The following is a 17743-nucleotide window of genomic DNA, read 5'->3' on the forward strand; positions in this document are numbered from 1 at the left end:
TGGTTTCATGAAATCAAAGAGGCGCACTCAATTTTTTCAAGAGGGTAAAACGGCTATGTCTGAGTATTCGCTATTCACATCGGAGTCGGTATCTGAAGGGCATCCAGACAAAATTGCTGACCAGATTTCTGATGCTATTCTGGACGCCATCATCAAGGATGACCCGGAAGCACGGGTTGCGGTAGAAACCATGGTGAAAACCGGCATGGTGATTGTTGCCGGTGAAGTACGCACCACCACCTATGTTGATATTGAAGAGCTGGTTCGTAATGTCGTCACCAGCATTGGTTATAACCATGGAGACCTGGGCTTCGATGGTGAGTGCGTTGCGGTTCTGAATGCCATTGGCAAGCAGTCTGTGGACATTGCCGTTGGTGTTGATGAAACCGACGAACACGAACAGGGCGCTGGTGATCAGGGCCTGATGTTTGGATATGCTACCAATGAAACACCGGTGCTGATGCCTGCCCCTGTGTACTATGCCCATGAGCTGGTTAAGCGCCAGGCGCAGTTGCGCAAGAATGGTGTGTTACCCTGGTTGCGTCCTGACGCCAAGAGTCAGGTAACCATGCGTTACGACCAGAATGGTAAGGTGCAGAGTGTCGATGCTGTGGTGCTTTCTACCCAGCACTCTCCGGATGTCTCTCTGGATGAAATTCGTCGTGAAGTGCTGGAGCAGATTATCAAGCCTGTATTCCCGGAAGGCTGGCTCCATGAAGACACCAAATACCACATTAACCCGACGGGTATATTTGTGATTGGCGGGCCTGTTGGTGACTGCGGTCTGACCGGACGCAAGATTATTGTTGATACCTACGGTGGCATGGCCCGTCATGGCGGTGGTGCCTTCTCCGGTAAGGATCCATCCAAGGTTGACCGTTCTGCCGCCTACGCCGGCCGTTATGTTGCCAAGAACATTGTTGCTGCCGGTTTGGCGGATCGTTGTGAGATTCAGGTGTCCTACGCCATTGGTGTTTCTGAGCCTACCTCGATTTCCATTAACACGTTTGGCACCGGTAGGGTGTCCGATCAGCGTATTGTTGAACTGGTGCGTGAATATTTTGATCTGCGTGCCGGTGGACTGGTGAAGATGCTGGATCTCAAGCGTCCAATCTATCAATCCACGGCAGCCTATGGCCACTTTGGCCGGGAAGAGGCCGAGTTCACCTGGGAGCGCACCGATAAAGCGGAACAGCTTCGCAAGGCTGCAGGCCTTTAATTTTTCCTTCTTCAGGCAGCCGGTTGGCTGCCTTTTTTACCTGCTTTTCTCAATACTCTTTCCTTTCCTCTGTATTGTTCTACCTTGCCAATAAAGCAAATGCAGCATCTATATCAAAGTTTGTTGATATAGGTTGTTGCCGCTGCTAGACTGCAAAATAATTCGGATAATACGCAGAACAGGATACGTTTTATGAGTGCTAACCCTGAGTTAACTGCTGATTTGCACAGCGCCACCAAGGGCCCGGACTACCGGGTGGCTGATATTTCCCTGGCGGACTGGGGAAGGCGCGAGATTCAGATTGCCGAAGGTGAAATGCCGGCACTGATGGCGATCAGAGCCAAATACCGTGATTCTCAGCCGCTGAAAGGCGCAAAGATCATGGGCTGCATTCACATGACCATCCAGACTGCGGTACTGATTGAAACGCTGGTAGCACTTGGTGCTGAGGTACGCTGGTCTTCCTGTAATATCTTTTCTACCCAGGATCACGCCGCCGCCGCCATTGCCGCAGCTGGCATACCGGTATTTGCCTGGAAGGGTGAGACCGAAGAAGAATTCTGGTGGTGCATCGAGCAGACGGTCCTCGATGGTGCCGGTAAGCCCTGGCAAGCCAACATGGTGCTGGACGACGGCGGTGACCTGACACTGCTGTTACACGACAAGTACCCTGCACTGCTGGACAACATTCACGGCATTTCTGAAGAGACCACCACCGGGGTTCACCGCCTGCTGGAGATGCTGGAAAAAGGTACCCTGAAAGTACCGGCAATCAATGTTAATGATGCGGTCACCAAAAGTAAGAACGACAACAAGTATGGCTGTCGCCACTCTTTGAATGATGCCATCAAGCGGGCCACCGACCATCTGCTGGCGGGCAAGAAAGCGCTGGTGATTGGTTACGGTGATGTGGGCAAAGGTTCCGCCGCTTCGTTGCGTCAGGAAGGGATGATTGTCAAGGTAACGGAAGTGGATCCGATCTGTGCCATGCAAGCCTGTATGGATGGCTTTGAAGTGGTTTCACCCTACATTGATGGTGTTAACGATGGCACCGACGCTGCTATCAACCGGGAGCTGCTGGCCACCACTGACCTGCTGGTGACCACCACGGGTAACGTTCATGTCTGTGACCGCCACATGCTGAAAGCCCTGAAAAATGGCTGTGTGGTTTGTAATATTGGCCATTTTGATACCGAAATAGACACGCAGTTCATGCGGGATAACTGGACCTGGGAAGAGGTCAAGCCGCAGGTCCACAAGATCGTCCGGGATGACTCTTGCAATGATCACCTGATACTGCTTTCCGAAGGGCGACTGGTAAACCTGGGCAATGCTACCGGACACCCGTCGCGTATCATGGACGGCTCCTTTGCTAATCAGGTTCTGGCCCAGATTCACCTTTATGAAGCAGGGTTTGCTGACCTGCCAGCCGATCAAAAATCAGACAAGCTGGCTGTAACCGTACTGCCCAAGAAACTGGATGAAGAAGTCGCTGCCTACATGGTGGAAGGCTTTGGTGGTGTGATTACCCGGCTGACTCAAGGCCAGGCTGACTACATCAATGTACCTGTTGATGGCCCCTTCAAGAGCGACGATTACAAGTACTAAATGTCTTTTTCGCTGGCTGATGTCTCTTCACCAGCCAGCGACCTCTGCTGGTGATTACCATGGCAAATACAATAACCAATAATACTCCTGTCAGCTTTGAGTTCTTTCCCACTAAAACAGAAGAGGGTGCCCGGAAACTTGAGCAGAATGCCCTCAGCCTGGCCAGATACCAACCGGAATTTTTCTCGGTGACCTACGGTGCTGGTGGCTCAACACGGGACAGAACCCTTGAAACTGTGCTGTCAACTCAGAGCCAGACTCGAATAGCAACCGCTCCTCACCTTTCCTGCGTTGGTGACTCCCGGGAGCAGATTAAAGAGTTGCTGAATTTTTACCGTGACCAGGGCATTGAGCGTATTGTTGCCCTGAGAGGTGATCTGCCTTCAGGTATGGGACGTGACAGTGGCGAACTGCGCTACGCCAATGAGCTGGTGGAGTTTATTCGTACTGAAACCGGGGATCACTTTCATATCGAGGTTGCCGCTTATCCGGAAGTTCATCCGCAGGCACCCAATATGGAAAAGGATCTGGCAAACTTCAAGCGTAAGGTGGATGCCGGCGCGGATTCGGCGATTACCCAATATTTCTTTAATGCAGACAGTTATTTCTATTTCCTGGAGCGTACGCACTCACTGGGCATTGATCTCCCGGTGATTCCCGGAATCATGCCGATCACCAACTATAGCCGCCTGGCTCGCTTTTCCGATGCCTGTGGTGCCGAGATTCCACGATGGATTCGTAAGCAACTGGAAGCCTATGGCGATGATATCAGCAGTATTAAGCAGTTTGGTGAAGAGGTGGTAACCCGGCTCTGTGAGAGGTTACTGCAAGGTGGTGCTCCGGGTTTGCACTTTTATACCCTTAATCAGGCGGTTCCCTGCCAGGGTATCTGCGATAACCTGGGCATTTTGGCTGATTGATGGCATGAGTTATGAGTTGTGAGGGAATTGTGAATGGTATTATTATTCCTGTTCCTCCGTAACTCATAACTCTCAACCCAGTGCCCCTCCATGAGAAACCCTCGTATTTATTCAGCGCAGCCGCTTCAGGCTGACAGCTCCATCGAACTTTTTGAAAATGCCGCCAATCATGTTGGCCGTGTTTTGCGCATGAGACCCTCAGAGCCCCTGGTGCTGTTTAATGGTCAAGGGGGAGCCTGGCAGGGAACCGTAGAGAGCGTTAGCAAAAAGTCGGTTACCGTTTATCTTGAGTCGTTTATCGAGGGTGATGCCCAGTCCCCCCTGACTATTGAGCTGGGTCAGACACTCAGCCGTGGTGAGCGTATGGATTATGCCATTCAGAAGGCAACGGAAGCGGGTGTTACCGCCATTACCCCATTATGGAGTGAGCGTTGTGAGGTGAAGCTGAATGCAGAACGTTTGGATAAACGGGTCAAACACTGGCAACAGGTGGCTATCAGTGCCTGTGAACAGTGTGGCCGTAACATCGTACCGACCATACATACGCCCGTTAAGCTGGAAGACTGGCTCACCACCCGGGCGACTGAACTGAACTTTGTACTGCATCATCGAACCAGAGAGAAACTCAGTGGTTTTGCCCAGCCAGAATCGGTATCTCTGTTGATTGGCCCGGAGGGTGGATTAACCGCTCAGGAAATTGAGTTGGCTGAGGGTCACCGCTTCAACCCGCTGGCGTTAGGCCCCCGTGTGCTGAGAACGGAAACTGCACCGGTAGTGGCGATTACGCTGATGCAGTACCTCTGGGGAGACTACTGAATGTTTGTCGCCCGGTGCTGCCATAACGGTTATTCTGTGATTCTTCACACTATTGGTCGGTGTCCGGGCCGTTTTCAGGATCAGAATAGAAGGGTTGACGAAACTACCCCACTTCTCCTTGCTACTGACTTTCTTATTACCGAAAAAGACCTGCGCCCACCTTATCAGAAACCACCAGCCATCTCGTGTTCTGGTTCTGTTTCAGCGGCTGTTTTCGGCATCGCCTAAATTAGTGCCCCAAAACCATTTTTATAGCAAAACTTCATGCAACTCGATGGGATATATGGGTGTTTATCACTATACATGCAAAGTTGATGGTGTGAAAAAATGCCGATGATTTTTCGCTGGGCTTAATATTGAGCCCTTGTCTTGATACTGGTCTTAACAAAAGTATTTATTCCATAAACAGTCAGCCCAGTGAGCAAACGTTTGTACGGTCATTGGGTTGAAATAAGGAAGTCTTGATGGCTCATTTGATCGACGAAGTTCTGTTTCAATCAGGTAACAAGTTCAAGAATCGTATCGTGATGGCTCCGATGACGATTCAATCCGCCTTTTTTGATGGCGGCGTCACCCAGCAGATGATTACCTATTACGCCGCTCGCTCTGGCGATGCAGGTGCTGTAATTGTCGAAAGTGCTTTTGTGGAAAATTACGGCAGAGCTTTCCCCGGCGCACTGGGTATCGATACTGACGGCAAAATTGCTGGTCTGAAGCAACTGGCGGATGCCATCAAGGCCAAAGGTTCAAAAGCTATTCTGCAAATCTACCACGCCGGTCGTATGGCAACGCCTGAGTTTAATGGTGGCCATAAACCGATCTCAGCCAGCCCTGTCGCTGCGCTGCGTGATAATGCGGAAACCCCGCTGGAAATGACCGAAGAGCAAATCGAAGAGATGATCGAGTTGTTCGGCAATGCCGTGAACCGTGCCATTATCGCCGGTTTTGATGGTGTTGAAATCCACGGTGCCAACACTTACCTGATCCAGCAGTTTTTCTCGCCACACTCCAACCGCAGAAATGACCGGTGGGGTGGCGATATTGAAAAGCGCACCACATTCCCGCTGGCTGTTCTGGCCAAAACCAAGCAGGTGGCACAGTCTCATAACAAGGCTGATTTCATTGTCGGTTATCGCTTCTCACCTGAAGAGATCGAAGAGCCGGGTATCCGCTTTGAAGATACCATGTTCCTGTTGGATAAACTGGCGACAGAAGGCCTGGACTATTTCCACTTCTCTATGGGCAGCTGGGCACGTAACTCTATCGTAAACCCGGAAGACAAAGAGCCACTGATCAACAAGTATCGTCAGCTGCAGTCTGAGGCGGTGGCCAGCGTACCGGTAATCGGTGTGGGTGGTATTGCCCAGACTGGCGATGCACAAAAAGCACTGGCCCAGGGTTATGATATGGTGGCCGTGGGCAAGGGCTACCTGGTTGAACCTACCTGGGCAACCAAGGCTCTGAACAATGAAACCTGCGCCGAGTTCGCCGATATCGCTCAGCAGGAAGCCCTGCTGATCCCGACGCCGCTGTGGGACATCATGGATTACATGATTGTCGACAGTGCGGCAGAAGCGGAAAAACATCAGCGCATCAAAGAGCTGCAAGGTATTGAGATCCGTTTCCAGCCAGGAACTTATACCGCTTATGGCCGTGGCCACAATGGTGACCTGCCGGTGACGGTAACCTTCTCTGAAGATGAGATTCTTGAGATTGTGGTGGACTCTTCCAGAGAGTCAGACGGTATCGCCAACCCGGCCTTTGAGCGTATTCCACAGCAGATCGTTGATGAGCAGACGCTCAATATTGACGTGATCTCCGGCGCAACCGTCAGTAGTCAGGCGGTAATCGACGGTGTTTCCAATGCGGTTGATCTGGCCGGTGGTCACTCCGAGGCTCTGCGTGTGAAAGCGCGTAAGGCAGTTGAGTGGATCGCGCAAACCATCGAAGAGAGCGCCGATGTGGTGGTGATCGGTGGTGGCGGTGCCGGTTTGAGTGCGGCACTGACAGCCCTGGACAAAGGCAAGTCAGTTATCCTGCTGGAGAAGTTCCCGGCCATCGGTGGTAACACGGTCCGTACGGGCGGTTGGGTTAACGCTGCTGAACCCGCGTGGCAGGGTGATTTCGCGGCACTGGCGGGTGAAAAAGAGACCCTTATGGCCCTGGCTGAGACGCCAGAGTCTGAGTTCGCCGGTGAATATCTGGACGATTTCCGTACCCTGAAGTCACAGCTGGATAATTACTTCAACCAGCACGACCATGGCAACAAATACCTGTTCGACTCGGTAGAACTGCACCGGATCCAGACCTACCTGGGCGGTAAGCGTACCGACCTGAATGGCGAAACCATCTATGGTCAATACGATCTGGTCAAGCAGCTGACTTCCCGCTCCATGGAGTCCATCGACTGGCTGAGCGAGAAAGGCATCGAGTTTGAGCGTGGCCTGGTGGATATCGCTGTTGGTGCCCTGTGGCGTCGTGCCCACAAGCCAAAGCGTCCAAAAGGCGTTGAGTTTGTTGATAAGCTGCAAAAGCGCATTCTGGAACAGAATGGTCGCATCATCACCGATACCCGGGCTACTGACCTGATCGTTGAAGATGGCAAGGTTGTGGGTGTCAAGGCGATCCAGGCCAACGGTAATGAGCTGATTGTAAAAGCGAGCCACGGTTTGGTCATGACTTCTGGCGGCTTTGGTGCCAATACCCAGATGATCAAGAAGTACAACACCTATTGGAAAAATATTGCTGACGATATCAAAACCACCAACTCCCCTGCGCTGGTGGGTGATGGTATCGAAATGGGTGAAAAAGTCGGTGCCGAGCTGGTGGGAATGGGCTTTGCCCAGCTGATGCCAATCGGTGATCCGAAGTCCGGTGCTCTGCTGACTGGCCTGATTGTACCACCGGAGAACTTTGTCTTCGTTAACCAGAAGGGCAAGCGTTTTGTTGATGAGTGCGGTACCCGTGACAAGTTGGCCGACGCCTTCTTCGACAATGGTGGCACCGTTTACATGATTGCCGATGCCGAGATTCGCAAAACAGCGGCCAACACCTCTGATGAAACCATCGCCCGTGAAATCAGCGAAGGCATCATCCTGGAAGCGGATACGCTGGAAGAACTGGCCGACAAGATGGGTGTGCCACAGGCGGAATTTGTGCAAACCATCAAGCAGTACAACACATGTGTTGAGCAGGGTCACGATCCTGAATTCAACAAGAGTGCGTTCGGCTTGAAGGTGGAGCACGGACCGTTCTACGCCACACCACGTCAGCCTTCTATTCACCACACCATGGGTGGCTTGAAGATCGATACCAGCACACGAGTGATTGGCAAGGATGGTAACGTTATTGCTGGTCTGTACGCAGCGGGTGAAGTCACTGGCGGTATCCATGCCGGTAACCGTCTGGGTGGTAACGCCCTGATCGATATCTTCACGTTTGGCCGTATTGCCGGTGAAAGCGCGGCGGACCTTGTTTAAGGTGTAGCGGCGACAACCAAAAGCCTGCCCTGCCAAGTGGCGTGGCGGGCTTTTTAGCAGCGAACTATTTCATACAAAAGTACCAGTTCATGCAGAAGTACCAGACCAGATTCCAGATGATGGGAACAGTGATTGATCTGGTCGTTTATCATCAAAATGGTGAGCAGCTGCTCAAAGCGGCCTATCACCAACTTTCCCAATACGCCCAGCGGTTCACGGTTAATCAGCCTGCTGTCAATCAACCAGATAGTGAGCTGATGGCGATCAACCAAAATGCGGGCATCGCACCCATCGCGGTTGAGTCTGATCTCTTTCACCTGATCAACGTCGCCAAGGCGGCAAGTCAGGACAGGCGCAACCCTTTCAATATTGCTATTGGCCCTCTGGTCAAGCTCTGGCGCATCGGCTTTCGGGATGCCAGACTGCCATCAGCGGCGGAGATATCTGCACGGTTGGCGCTGGTCGATCCCGATAACATTGTCCTGAACGAGCAGGAGAGAACGGTATTTTTGCGTCAACCCGGTATGGAGATCGACCTGGGGGCCATCGCGAAAGGCTATTTTGCCGATCAGGTCAAACAAGCGCTGGTCAACGCCGGTGTTGACCATGGCTTTATCAGTCTGGGGGGCAATGTGGTCACCATCGGTCACTCCCCCACCAATGCCAACCGGGCCTGGAATGTGGGTATTCAACACCCGCTGGCAGAGCGGGGCACCATTATTCGTGCGCTGCCACTGAACGATGCTTCCATGGTCACCTCTGGCATCAACGAACGCTATTTTGATGTCAATGGTCAGCGTTACCACCATCTGCTGGATGCACAAACCGGTATGCCCATTGCCACGGAGATTGCCAGTCTGACCATTATTTCCAAACACTCCGTTGATGGTGAAATCTGGAGTACTGCCGGGTTTTTATCCTCGGCGGATGATGCGTTGCACTATTTATGTCAACAGGCATTTATCGAAGCCGTTGTTGTGACAAAGGATGGCACCGTTAAGATGACCGATGGACTGGTTGATCATGGTCGTTATATTGCTTTGCGGTGAATAGACCATCTACCAGCCAGTTCTGCTCCAGTTCATGTCTGCGGTATGAGAAGCACTGGCTGCGGGAATCCCGCCAGCAACCATGACGGTTTAAACACACGTTGCCGAAAAAACATCCGATTTTAAACAGAAGGAATATTAACTGTTGAATTAAAAACCACCTGAAAATTTTGGGATTATTGAATCGTTTGCGAAGAATAAATATTGCACTATGATGATTTAATCATGCACAGGATTGCCTGAATCGCCATAACCAGTTAGAGAAATAATTTGTATGTTTGCAGTTAATAATGACAATAATCCCAGTGCAGGTATTAATTATAATCCTGAAAGCCCACGTCCGGATGATACATCTGCCAGTCATGTTTTCCAGGGTTTGTATGAAGTAACGCAAATCCAAACCGACAAAATTACCAGAGCTTTTGTTAATCAAACTGAATTATTCAAACCTCAGCTGGGTGAACCGGGTTTTCCCCGGTTGGACCAGAAAAATGTCAGCAGATTAATTACCAATAAAGTGGCAATTGTGCCTGAAGGTACTGCACCTCAGATCGGGATAGCCGAAGTGAGTCCTTCAGCTAATGGTAGTAATACTGCGGTAAATGGCCCGTTTGCAAATGCAGTGGCATTAACCAATCAGTCAGTTGGCAAGAATCAGTCTTTGCCCGTGCTCAACAATAGTGATTGTGAGGCTTCTTCCCGTCTGTTTGATGCTTTCCAGGCTGGCAATGCTCAACTTGTCATCCAGTATTGTCAGCAAATACTGGGCAGCCCCCGCGATGAGTGGGTAAAGCAAACACTGCTGGAAGCCAAAAACCCTGCTGGTATTCCCGGTCTCTACATAGCGCTCAAAAAAGGTCATACCGACTGCATCAGTGCCTTTCTCGATCAGGTACAATGCAGTAACCTGAACGTTGAAATGAAGCAGAAACTGTTGGCACCCCAAGCCCTTTTAAACAACACGCCAGGTCTTCTTCTGGCTATGAGAAATGGCCACGCTGACCTTGCCCGCACCTATTGCGAATGGATACTATCAACAAATAACTCTGATTGCTGGAAAGAAGAACAGCTAATGGCTATTGATTTATCTCCTATTGAAGGGTTAGACGGGCCAGATTATCGAGCGCCCGCTTTGCACGAAGCCATGGAAAAAAACCACAGTGAGTGTGTTAAGGTTTTTTGTAAATTAGTTTTAGCCAGTAATCTCAGCGTTCATATCAAAGAGAATCTGATAACAGCTAATCAAGTTGAATGGCCATTGAGGCCGGGTCTCTACAGTGCTTTTCTTAAAGGCAAAGCTCACAGTACGGAAGCTTTTTGCCAACAGGTTCTGGAAGCAAAACTTAACGTTAGCGTGAAGCACAGGTTGTTGGCACCAAAATGGTATGGTGCAACAATCAAGCAGGAAGCCAATTTGGGATCTGAATTATTTCAGATATACAAAACCACTATAAAAGATAGCAATTTGAATTTTATAGCAAAAACATCACTAACATCTGGTGTTTTAAATCGGTTAAAAAGAACTTTTGATCCTGTCCGCCTTTATCTCAACGTTCGTGATGCAGTTCGGTAGATAAGTTACAGGACCGGGGAACTGATTATTAAACGAATGGCCTTACTATCAAATTGCGAACAGTTTTCGTCACCAAATTGTGGATAAGTAACTGGCAAATAGGTAATGGTTTGGCTTTTTCGTTTCATTAACAACCTCCACCAGCTAAATCGCTGGAGGATGTCAATTTCTGTTCCACAAGAGAAAGATCCGGAATTGAAGCAGGAACGTCTCTCATAATAATCCGATATTTCTCCATGGGGCCTTTTTCCTCGGCGGAATTCCGTACTTCTTCCCGTACCAGTGTTAATGGCTGTGGAACCCCCTGCACCACCATGGCATAGAATGGCAGGCTATCGTTTTTGCTGGTGCGATGCATAATGGCAATACGATTGGTGGCAGAGAACTCGGCAAATCGTCCCTGGTTCAGTCTTTCAAAGGAAACCACCGGGATCTTTGTACCCCGCCAGTCAAGATCACCCAGCAGCCATTCGGTTTCCGGGTAATTGGCTTCCGGACGACTGTAGTCCTGAATACCGGCGATGCATGCTGAAGGTATCAGCAGGGGGCGCTGCTGCATGGGGATCAGCACGGACGAAATGGGCTTGTGGGACATGGTTTCCTCTTCTTTCTGCTATTGTGCGGTTGTTGTGAAGGGCAGGGCTTCCCGGGAAGCCCTGCTATCACGCTGTCTCAACTTCAATCAGTTTTTCAATCGCTTCGAGTAATGGCCCTTCCTGGAAAGGTTTGCCTATGTACTCATTGACACCCAGGCTTAAGGCCCGGTGGCGATGTTTCTCACCGGTTCTGGAGGTGATCATGATAATCGGCAGGTCTTGAAGCCCAGGGTCATTCCTGACCGCGCTGGCCACCTCAAAACCATCCATACGGGGCATTTCGATATCCAGCAGCATAATGTCTGGCTTCTGTTCAGCGAGACGGGTCATGGCTTCCACACCATCCCGTGCCGAGATCACCTCGTATCCCTGACGGGTTAGCAGACGACTGGTGACTTTTCTTACGGTCACCGAGTCATCCACCACCAGCACTCTCATGGCCTGATCACTGCTGTCCGGTTCATGCCTTTCCACGGCGTCAGGTTTGGCTTCCTGAATGACCAGCTGATGTTTGCGGTAAAGTGCCGCCGGATCAAGGATGACCACAACCCGACCATCACCAAGAATGGTGGCACCGTTTACCCCGGCAAGACCGGAGAACTGAATGCCCAGACTCTTGGTAATGATTTCCCGGCTACCCACGATAGCATCAACCTGAACCGCTATATTCTCACTGCCTCTTTGCACCATGACGACCGGACACTGGCCGTCACTTATTTTGGGGCTGCCAGTACCGAGAAGAGCGCCCATGTAGATCAGCTGGTGCTCGGTACCATTGCCATAGATGAGTGGCGCTCTGTTTTGGTAGCAATCGGCCAGCATGCTTGCTGACACCATGGAGATGCCATCAATGGCATGCATCGGCAGTGCGTACAGGCTGCTGCCTACTTCCACCATCAACGCCCGGTTAATGGACAGGGTAAATGGCAATCTGAGAGAGAATTGTGTGCCGAGCCCGGCCTCAGACTTAACCTGTATACTGCCGCCCATTTGGCGAACCGAGTTATTCACAACATCCATCCCGACACCGCGGCCAGAAAGGTGGGTCACCTCGCTTGCGGTACTGAATCCGGACTTCATGATCAGTTCGATGGCTTCCTGATCCGTTACCGGTTCGTCAGGACTGATCAGTTGCTGTTCAATCGCTTTGGCTTTTACGGCTTCAATATCGATGCCACGACCATCGTCGGACAACTCAACCACCACGTCGGCACCATCGCGTCGGATCGATAAGGCAATCTGGCCCACTTCAGGTTTGCCTGAATTCTGTCTTTCTGCCGATGAATCTTCGATGCCGTGACCAATGGCATTTCGGAGCATGTGACCCAGCGGAGCAAGCATGCGCTCAAGCATGGTTCGGTCCATCTCACCTTCAGCATTACTGACCACAAGCTTGACGGGCTTGTTCAGGTCATCAGACACCTGACGGACAATCTTGCGCAGCCTGGGAACCAGTCGGCTGAACGATACCATCCGGGCTTTCATCAGCTGCTCCTGGAGCTCAATCTGGGTTCTGGACTGTTGCTGGAGCAGCGTTTCTGTATCCCGGGATTTTTCCTGCAGGGCCTCCCGCAGATCCATAAGGTCAGAGGCGGACTCCACCAGTGAGTGAGAGAGCTGTGACAGTTCTGAGTACTGGTCCATTTCCAGTGGATCAAAATCAGGGTTATCACCAAGATCGCCCTGGTGCCGGGAGATGATCTGGCTCTGCGTTTCGATATCGAGTCGCCGCAACTGTTCCCGAACCCGCAGAATGGTTCGATTCATCTCTTCCAGGGTTCTGGAGGCATCTGTCGTCTGCTGCTCAATGCGGGAGCGGCTGATGCTGGTTTCCCCGGCAAGATTGATCAGGGTTTCCAGAAGTTCCGGGGGAATGCGGACCATTTCACTGAGTGATGACTGAAGCGTTGTCTCTGACCCATCGGCAGTGGTCTGGGGCACTACCCGGATGGTAGAAACGGGTTCCGGTACCTGACCGGGCATCGGCTTCGGTAGTTCAGGTGCTGGCAGTTCTGACAGGTTATTGACCCATGTATCTTCATCAAAGGTCCCGGCGAGAGGTTTGGCTGGCGCAGCCTGCCCCAGGTAGTCAGGAAGAGTGTCAGGCTCTTCAGCGGTTGAGTGGCTGGTGTTCAGTCTATGCTGCCATTGCCTGAGCTCTTCCAGCATGCGCTGTACGTCAGGGGATGGCTGCCCGTTGCCAGGGTTTTTCAGTGTTGTCTCTATGGTGTCGTGAGTTTTCTGAATCAGCGCCAGAGGGGCGATTTCAGGCTCACAGCTGCCATTGGCAATGGATTCATAGATATCTTCCAGCCCATGGCTCAGTTCTCCAAGCTCATGAAGTTCTGCCATCATTGCTCCCCCTTTCAGGGTGTGCAGGCATCGTTGAAGCTCATGAACCGGTTGTAAATCGCTGGTATTGCCCAGCCATGTTTCCAGAGACTGGGCTGAGTCTTCGAGCAGCTCATAAGCCTCCTCGATAAACAGCTTATGCAACTCCGGCTCGGGCTCTGACCCATTGCTGTACGGAGCAAAAGAGGTGCCTTCTGCCGTGACTGAAGCACTCCAGGACGGCTGGGCTATCGGTTTGAAACGATTATCTTCAGTGAACGATAAGTCGATGTCTTCTGCTGCCTCTGTCTCGGCATCAAAATCAAGCAGGGCATCAAAGTCATGATCCTCGTGGTCTTCTTCGAACGTCAGGTCTGGGTCTGCCTGACTTAATGCCTGCTCAAACAGCAAAGACTCCAGTGCTTCACGCAGAGCGCTGAAAATTGCGTGTGGGGATTCCGGCGTTTGCTGTGAAGCCACCTGGTTCATCATTTCAACCAGGGCTTCGAAGCCGTCTGTAAATGGCGGCAGTAACTGTTGGGGAAGGCGGGTCTCATGGGTCTCCAGATAAGTGCAGACATCATGTAACACATCACAGAGCTCTGTGATAGCCGACAAATCTGCTTCATTGGCATTCTCAGCAAGCACTTTCAGTTCAAACTTGAACCGGTCAAGCTCCTCGTGGGGCGTGCCGTTAACCCATGATTTCAGATGGCTGCTGGCATCCAGTAACAGGTCAAGGTCGCTGGCCAGGAAAAGTGCTGCCTGTTGGCCTGTTGGCTGCTTTACGGGTGCAGGCTCCGGGGCAGACTCATCATGCAAGCTGTTGCTGAGTAGTTGGTTATGAAGCGCACCAAGCCAGTTAAGAAAGCTATCAACTTTTAGTTCCAGAGGGTGGGAGTTGGTTTGCAATTGTCGCAGTGCATCCTCAATCAGGTCTACCCCTTGTTCAAGCATGCTGATGACTTGGCTATCAGCAGGCACCAGGTGTGCCCGGAATTCCTTGATGGTCTTTTCAATAGCGGCAACCAGCTCGGCAAGGGGGGTAATCTCTGCCATAAAGGCACTGCCTTTCAGGGTGTGCAGTGCCCGCTGGACAGAATCTGTAATCTGGATATCGCCACCCATTTGATAGCTACTGGCGATGAACTCTTTGACGACACTGAGATGGCTTCTGGCTTCTGTATCAAAAATGGCCAGTAACTGTTGGTCATACCCGCTATCCAGCTCAACGGTTTGCTCTTCAATTGCAACGTTACTGATTGCCTCAGTTTTCGGAGGCTCTGTCAGTTCATTATCCAGCTCATCAACGTCGCTATGCAGGGCTTCTTCGGCATTGTCCTCGATAATGTTGCCAAACATCATGGCCGGTTCTTGCTGCTCAGGCTCTACCAGCTCCTCACTATCAACGACAAAGTGGTTTCCTTTCCCCAGGGCATCTGCTTTTTCCATGCACAGCAGAACTTCCGGTGTTAGCTGTTGACTGTCCCTGGCAAAATCATTCACCAGTTCAGGCAGCATAGCGATGACTTCATGGAGTAACTCAGCTATTGGCTCAGACGCTTTAATCGTGCCTTTGACCACGTTGTTCAGCATGTTTTCCAATGACCATGCCAGCTCACCGATAACGTCAGCACCGATCATGCGGCCGCTGCCCTTTAATGTATGAAAGGCTCTTCTGATCTCATTGGTGGTGGCTGCATCATGGATATTACTGCGCCATTGTGGCAATAGCGCTTTGAGCTGTTGCTGAACTTCTGTCGCTTCTTCGACGAAAACTTCATGGAGGTCGTCGTCATCATCTTCATCCATTGACAGGCTGAAGGTGTCTTCTTTAGAGAGCGTGTCTTCTTTAGAGAGAGTGTCCTTTGGGGAAGAGTGGTGTGACGGTGTCAGATCCCCGGTGATGTCATCGCTGCCCGGGGTGTTATATGTGGTTAAGGTACTATCTGGTGAAGAGGTCAAAACCTCAGAAAGTGAGAACGTTTCTTCAGAAGAGCCGCTTTCCAGGTCCGACAGATTTTCTTCATTCGCCGAAAAATCAATCGTCTGTGCCAGCTCATCACTCACTGTTAGCGGGCTTTCAATAGACGCCGCTGCCGGAATCAGGTTCTCCCTGTGGACTATATTGATCGAGTTGGAGTCGGTCGTGTCCTGTTTCCCGGTAACTGCCTGGGAGGGGCTCAGACTGTCGGTTGAGAACTCTATGGTTGGGCCGTAGTCTGCTTCTTTTTCACTGGCAGCAACCGCTCCGGTAGCTGACGGCAGAGGCTTTTCATAGTGAAACTCAATAACGTCATTGTCAGCCGCTTGTTCCTCCTGGGCCGCTCTCTCTTCATCGGAAAGCAGGTGGGCAGCGAACGGGTTAGCTTTGGCTTCAGGTTTCGGGGTGGATGAAATGGCTGGCACCGCAGGTTCTGCTTTTGTGACGGTAACGAATGACTCAAGCCGATCAATACTTTTCCGGGTAATATCCAGCGTTTTTTCGACGTAGGCAGAAGCCCCACCACTCAACTGTTCCAGATAGTATTCAATGCTGGACAAACTATCGGCCATTGCATCCAGCTCATCGAGGCCGGGCTTGAGGTTTTTGTCCAGCCATTGCTGTTGAATATGCCTTGAACAGCGACTGATTAACTCAGCAACACGGTCCAGAGGAATCATGGCAAGACTGCCCTGGATGCTTTTCATCAGGGGTAATAACTTGACCAGGAACTCCGGATTATAATCACTGCCCAGATAGCCCTCCACAGCGCCTTTGGCCTCTTTCAGGTTGTTCCGGGCTTCATAAATTACTTTCTGGTGAATATCGTTTATCTGTGCTGATACAGAACTCTGGCCGGTTACCGATCGGTTGAGGCCCATGAACTGGTTCAGTCCGGACTCCACTTCAAGCAACCGGGCCGCCGTATTGATCAGGGTGTCGTTCACTTTTTCGGGTGAGTGGTCACCAGTAAGAATCATCTGCAGATGTTGATGCTCTCTGTGCATGATTTTCTGCAACGATTCGAGGCCAAGCATGCCTAATGTGTCAGAGATTTGCTGGCAGGTGGCCAGTTGATCCCGAAGCCTGGATTGATTGTCCCCGGGGTTCAGCAGGTAGAGATCCAGAGCGTCTTTGATATGAGTGAGCTCTTCCTTGATGGCTTTCACCACCGATGTTGCTGCATCAATGTTGAGCAGCCTGGCATCCTGCGGCTCTGCCTCCAGGGCCTGGTCCAGAGAGTATCGTCGCTTCAGAGAGAGGATAAGCGCATGATCACTGTTTGCTTTGGCGATCCGATAAAGAATCCCTCTCAGTATCTCTTCCGAGGGCGGGGTGTTCAGGCGTTTGGCTTCCTCACTGGCCAGACACTTGAACTGATTGTCCATTTCACGAAGGATTCTTATGGCGTGACTGTCTATGGCAATAGAGCCTTCCTTGAGGCCCTCGGAGAATGCGGTGCAGGCATCCCATAGCGGGGATATTGGCGAGTCCCAGCAAAGGTTTTGCAGCTTGGCAAATATTTTACTGATGACCGTCAGTTGCTGGTCCCGCTGGCTGTCCCTGAGAATGCCGGCAAGACACAGCTGATATTTCTGCCGTATTTTCCGTACCAGAACGGCAAAGCCGCTGGCCTGCAGCTTGTTCAGCTGTGCTTCCGGGATTGGTGCAATGGTGTGAACGATGGCCGGGGCAAAAAAATCAATATCAGACAGCGCCCGCTGCCCGCGTAATTGGCGCATTTCATTGAGCAGGTGCTTCAGCAGGCTGGGGGTATCCCTGCCAGATCTGGAGGTATGGACAAGATAGCCTGGCAGCTGAAGCATGGCCTGAATCAGTACCACCAGCCGTTGCTGACTGTTATTCGCCGGAGTCTCATTCAGGCTATCTAATAACAGCAGAATTTCCCGGGTCAGTAACCGGGCTCCCTTCTGTTTCAATATCTTCAGCGTGCTGTGAATTTGCTGGATTTTGGTACGACAATTCTCCAGAAACACAGCCTCATCTGTGGAATCAGCATACTGTTCAAGGTCCTGACGGGCTTCAGTGAGGGTGCCTTCAATCTCTCCGATAACCCAGTCCAGACCTATGTATTCACGCTGTTCGACCATGCCTGGCTCCCGTTTCCAGCTACCATTCCCGCTGTCGTATGCGCTCTTTTTAACGCT

The 17743-nt window shown here is 51.3% G+C and carries 9 protein-coding genes; 7 read left to right on the forward strand and 2 right to left on the reverse strand.

The window, feature by feature from the left end; all coding sequences use genetic code 11:
* The first annotated feature begins 55 nt into the window (after positions 1–55).
* The 7 genes from metK to ACO6VE_RS09625 all read left to right on the forward strand — a co-directional run bounded on the left by metK (position 56) and on the right by ACO6VE_RS09625 (position 10664).
* Entirely contained in the window at positions 56–1219 is a 1164-nt protein-coding gene (gene metK / locus ACO6VE_RS09595) for a methionine adenosyltransferase (RefSeq protein WP_422461017.1), read from the forward strand.
* Positions 1220–1411: 192 nt separating this feature from the next.
* A complete protein-coding gene (ahcY, locus tag ACO6VE_RS09600; RefSeq protein ID WP_422461018.1) occupies positions 1412–2827 on the forward strand; it encodes an adenosylhomocysteinase in 1416 nt (471 codons plus the stop codon).
* Positions 2828–2886: 59 nt separating this feature from the next.
* Entirely contained in the window at positions 2887–3747 is an 861-nt protein-coding gene (gene metF, locus ACO6VE_RS09605) for a methylenetetrahydrofolate reductase [NAD(P)H] (protein ID WP_422461020.1), read from the forward strand.
* Between the two features lie 90 nt (positions 3748–3837).
* The gene (locus tag ACO6VE_RS09610; RefSeq protein ID WP_422461022.1) at positions 3838–4563 is read left to right on the forward strand and encodes a 16S rRNA (uracil(1498)-N(3))-methyltransferase; all 726 of its coding nucleotides are present in this window, start codon (positions 3838–3840) and stop codon (positions 4561–4563) included.
* Between the two features lie 464 nt (positions 4564–5027).
* Positions 5028–8042 carry a flavocytochrome c gene (locus tag ACO6VE_RS09615; protein ID WP_422461024.1) on the forward strand — a complete coding sequence of 1005 codons (3015 nt, stop codon included), beginning with the start codon at positions 5028–5030 and terminating at the stop codon, positions 8040–8042.
* Positions 8043–8131: 89 nt separating this feature from the next.
* Complete coding sequence (locus ACO6VE_RS09620) at positions 8132–9091, forward strand: FAD:protein FMN transferase (RefSeq protein ID WP_422461026.1); 960 nt, start codon at positions 8132–8134, stop codon at positions 9089–9091.
* A gap of 274 nt (positions 9092–9365) precedes the next feature.
* Positions 9366–10664 carry a hypothetical protein gene (locus ACO6VE_RS09625; protein ID WP_422461028.1) on the forward strand — a complete coding sequence of 433 codons (1299 nt, stop codon included), beginning with the start codon at positions 9366–9368 and terminating at the stop codon, positions 10662–10664.
* Positions 10665–10791: 127 nt separating this feature from the next.
* On the opposite strand, the gene ACO6VE_RS09630 is transcribed toward ACO6VE_RS09625, so the two are convergent.
* Together ACO6VE_RS09630 and ACO6VE_RS09635 are read right to left on the reverse strand one after the other, a co-directional pair.
* Positions 10792–11259, reverse strand: a complete 468-nt coding sequence (locus ACO6VE_RS09630) for a chemotaxis protein CheW (RefSeq protein WP_422461030.1) — start codon at positions 11257–11259, stop codon at positions 10792–10794.
* Between the two features lie 67 nt (positions 11260–11326).
* Positions 11327–17686: an Hpt domain-containing protein gene (locus ACO6VE_RS09635; RefSeq protein WP_422461032.1), complete on the reverse strand. Its 6360-nt coding sequence runs from the start codon at positions 17684–17686 to the stop codon at positions 11327–11329.
* Between the last annotated feature and the right edge of the window lie 57 nt (positions 17687–17743).

Source organism: Endozoicomonas sp. ALB115 (assembly GCF_049310245.1).
In the GTDB taxonomy this organism is placed as follows: Bacteria; Pseudomonadota; Gammaproteobacteria; order Pseudomonadales; family Endozoicomonadaceae; genus Endozoicomonas.

Excerpts from the sequence above, each read along its gene's own strand:
- ACO6VE_RS09610 (WP_422461022.1), top strand. The coding sequence starts at position 3,838 with ATGAGAAACCCTCGTATTTATTCAGCGCAGCCGCTTCAGGCTGACAGC.
- ACO6VE_RS09635 (WP_422461032.1), bottom strand. The coding sequence starts at position 17,686 with ATGGTCGAACAGCGTGAATACATAGGTCTGGACTGGGTTATCGGAGAG.
- ACO6VE_RS09615 (WP_422461024.1), top strand. The coding sequence starts at position 5,028 with ATGGCTCATTTGATCGACGAAGTTCTGTTTCAATCAGGTAACAAGTTC.
- ACO6VE_RS09620 (WP_422461026.1), top strand. The coding sequence starts at position 8,132 with ATGCAGAAGTACCAGACCAGATTCCAGATGATGGGAACAGTGATTGAT.
- metF (WP_422461020.1), top strand. The coding sequence starts at position 2,887 with ATGGCAAATACAATAACCAATAATACTCCTGTCAGCTTTGAGTTCTTT.
- ACO6VE_RS09630 (WP_422461030.1), bottom strand. The coding sequence starts at position 11,259 with ATGTCCCACAAGCCCATTTCGTCCGTGCTGATCCCCATGCAGCAGCGC.
- ahcY (WP_422461018.1), top strand. The coding sequence starts at position 1,412 with ATGAGTGCTAACCCTGAGTTAACTGCTGATTTGCACAGCGCCACCAAG.
- ACO6VE_RS09625 (WP_422461028.1), top strand. The coding sequence starts at position 9,366 with ATGTTTGCAGTTAATAATGACAATAATCCCAGTGCAGGTATTAATTAT.
- metK (WP_422461017.1), top strand. The coding sequence starts at position 56 with ATGTCTGAGTATTCGCTATTCACATCGGAGTCGGTATCTGAAGGGCAT.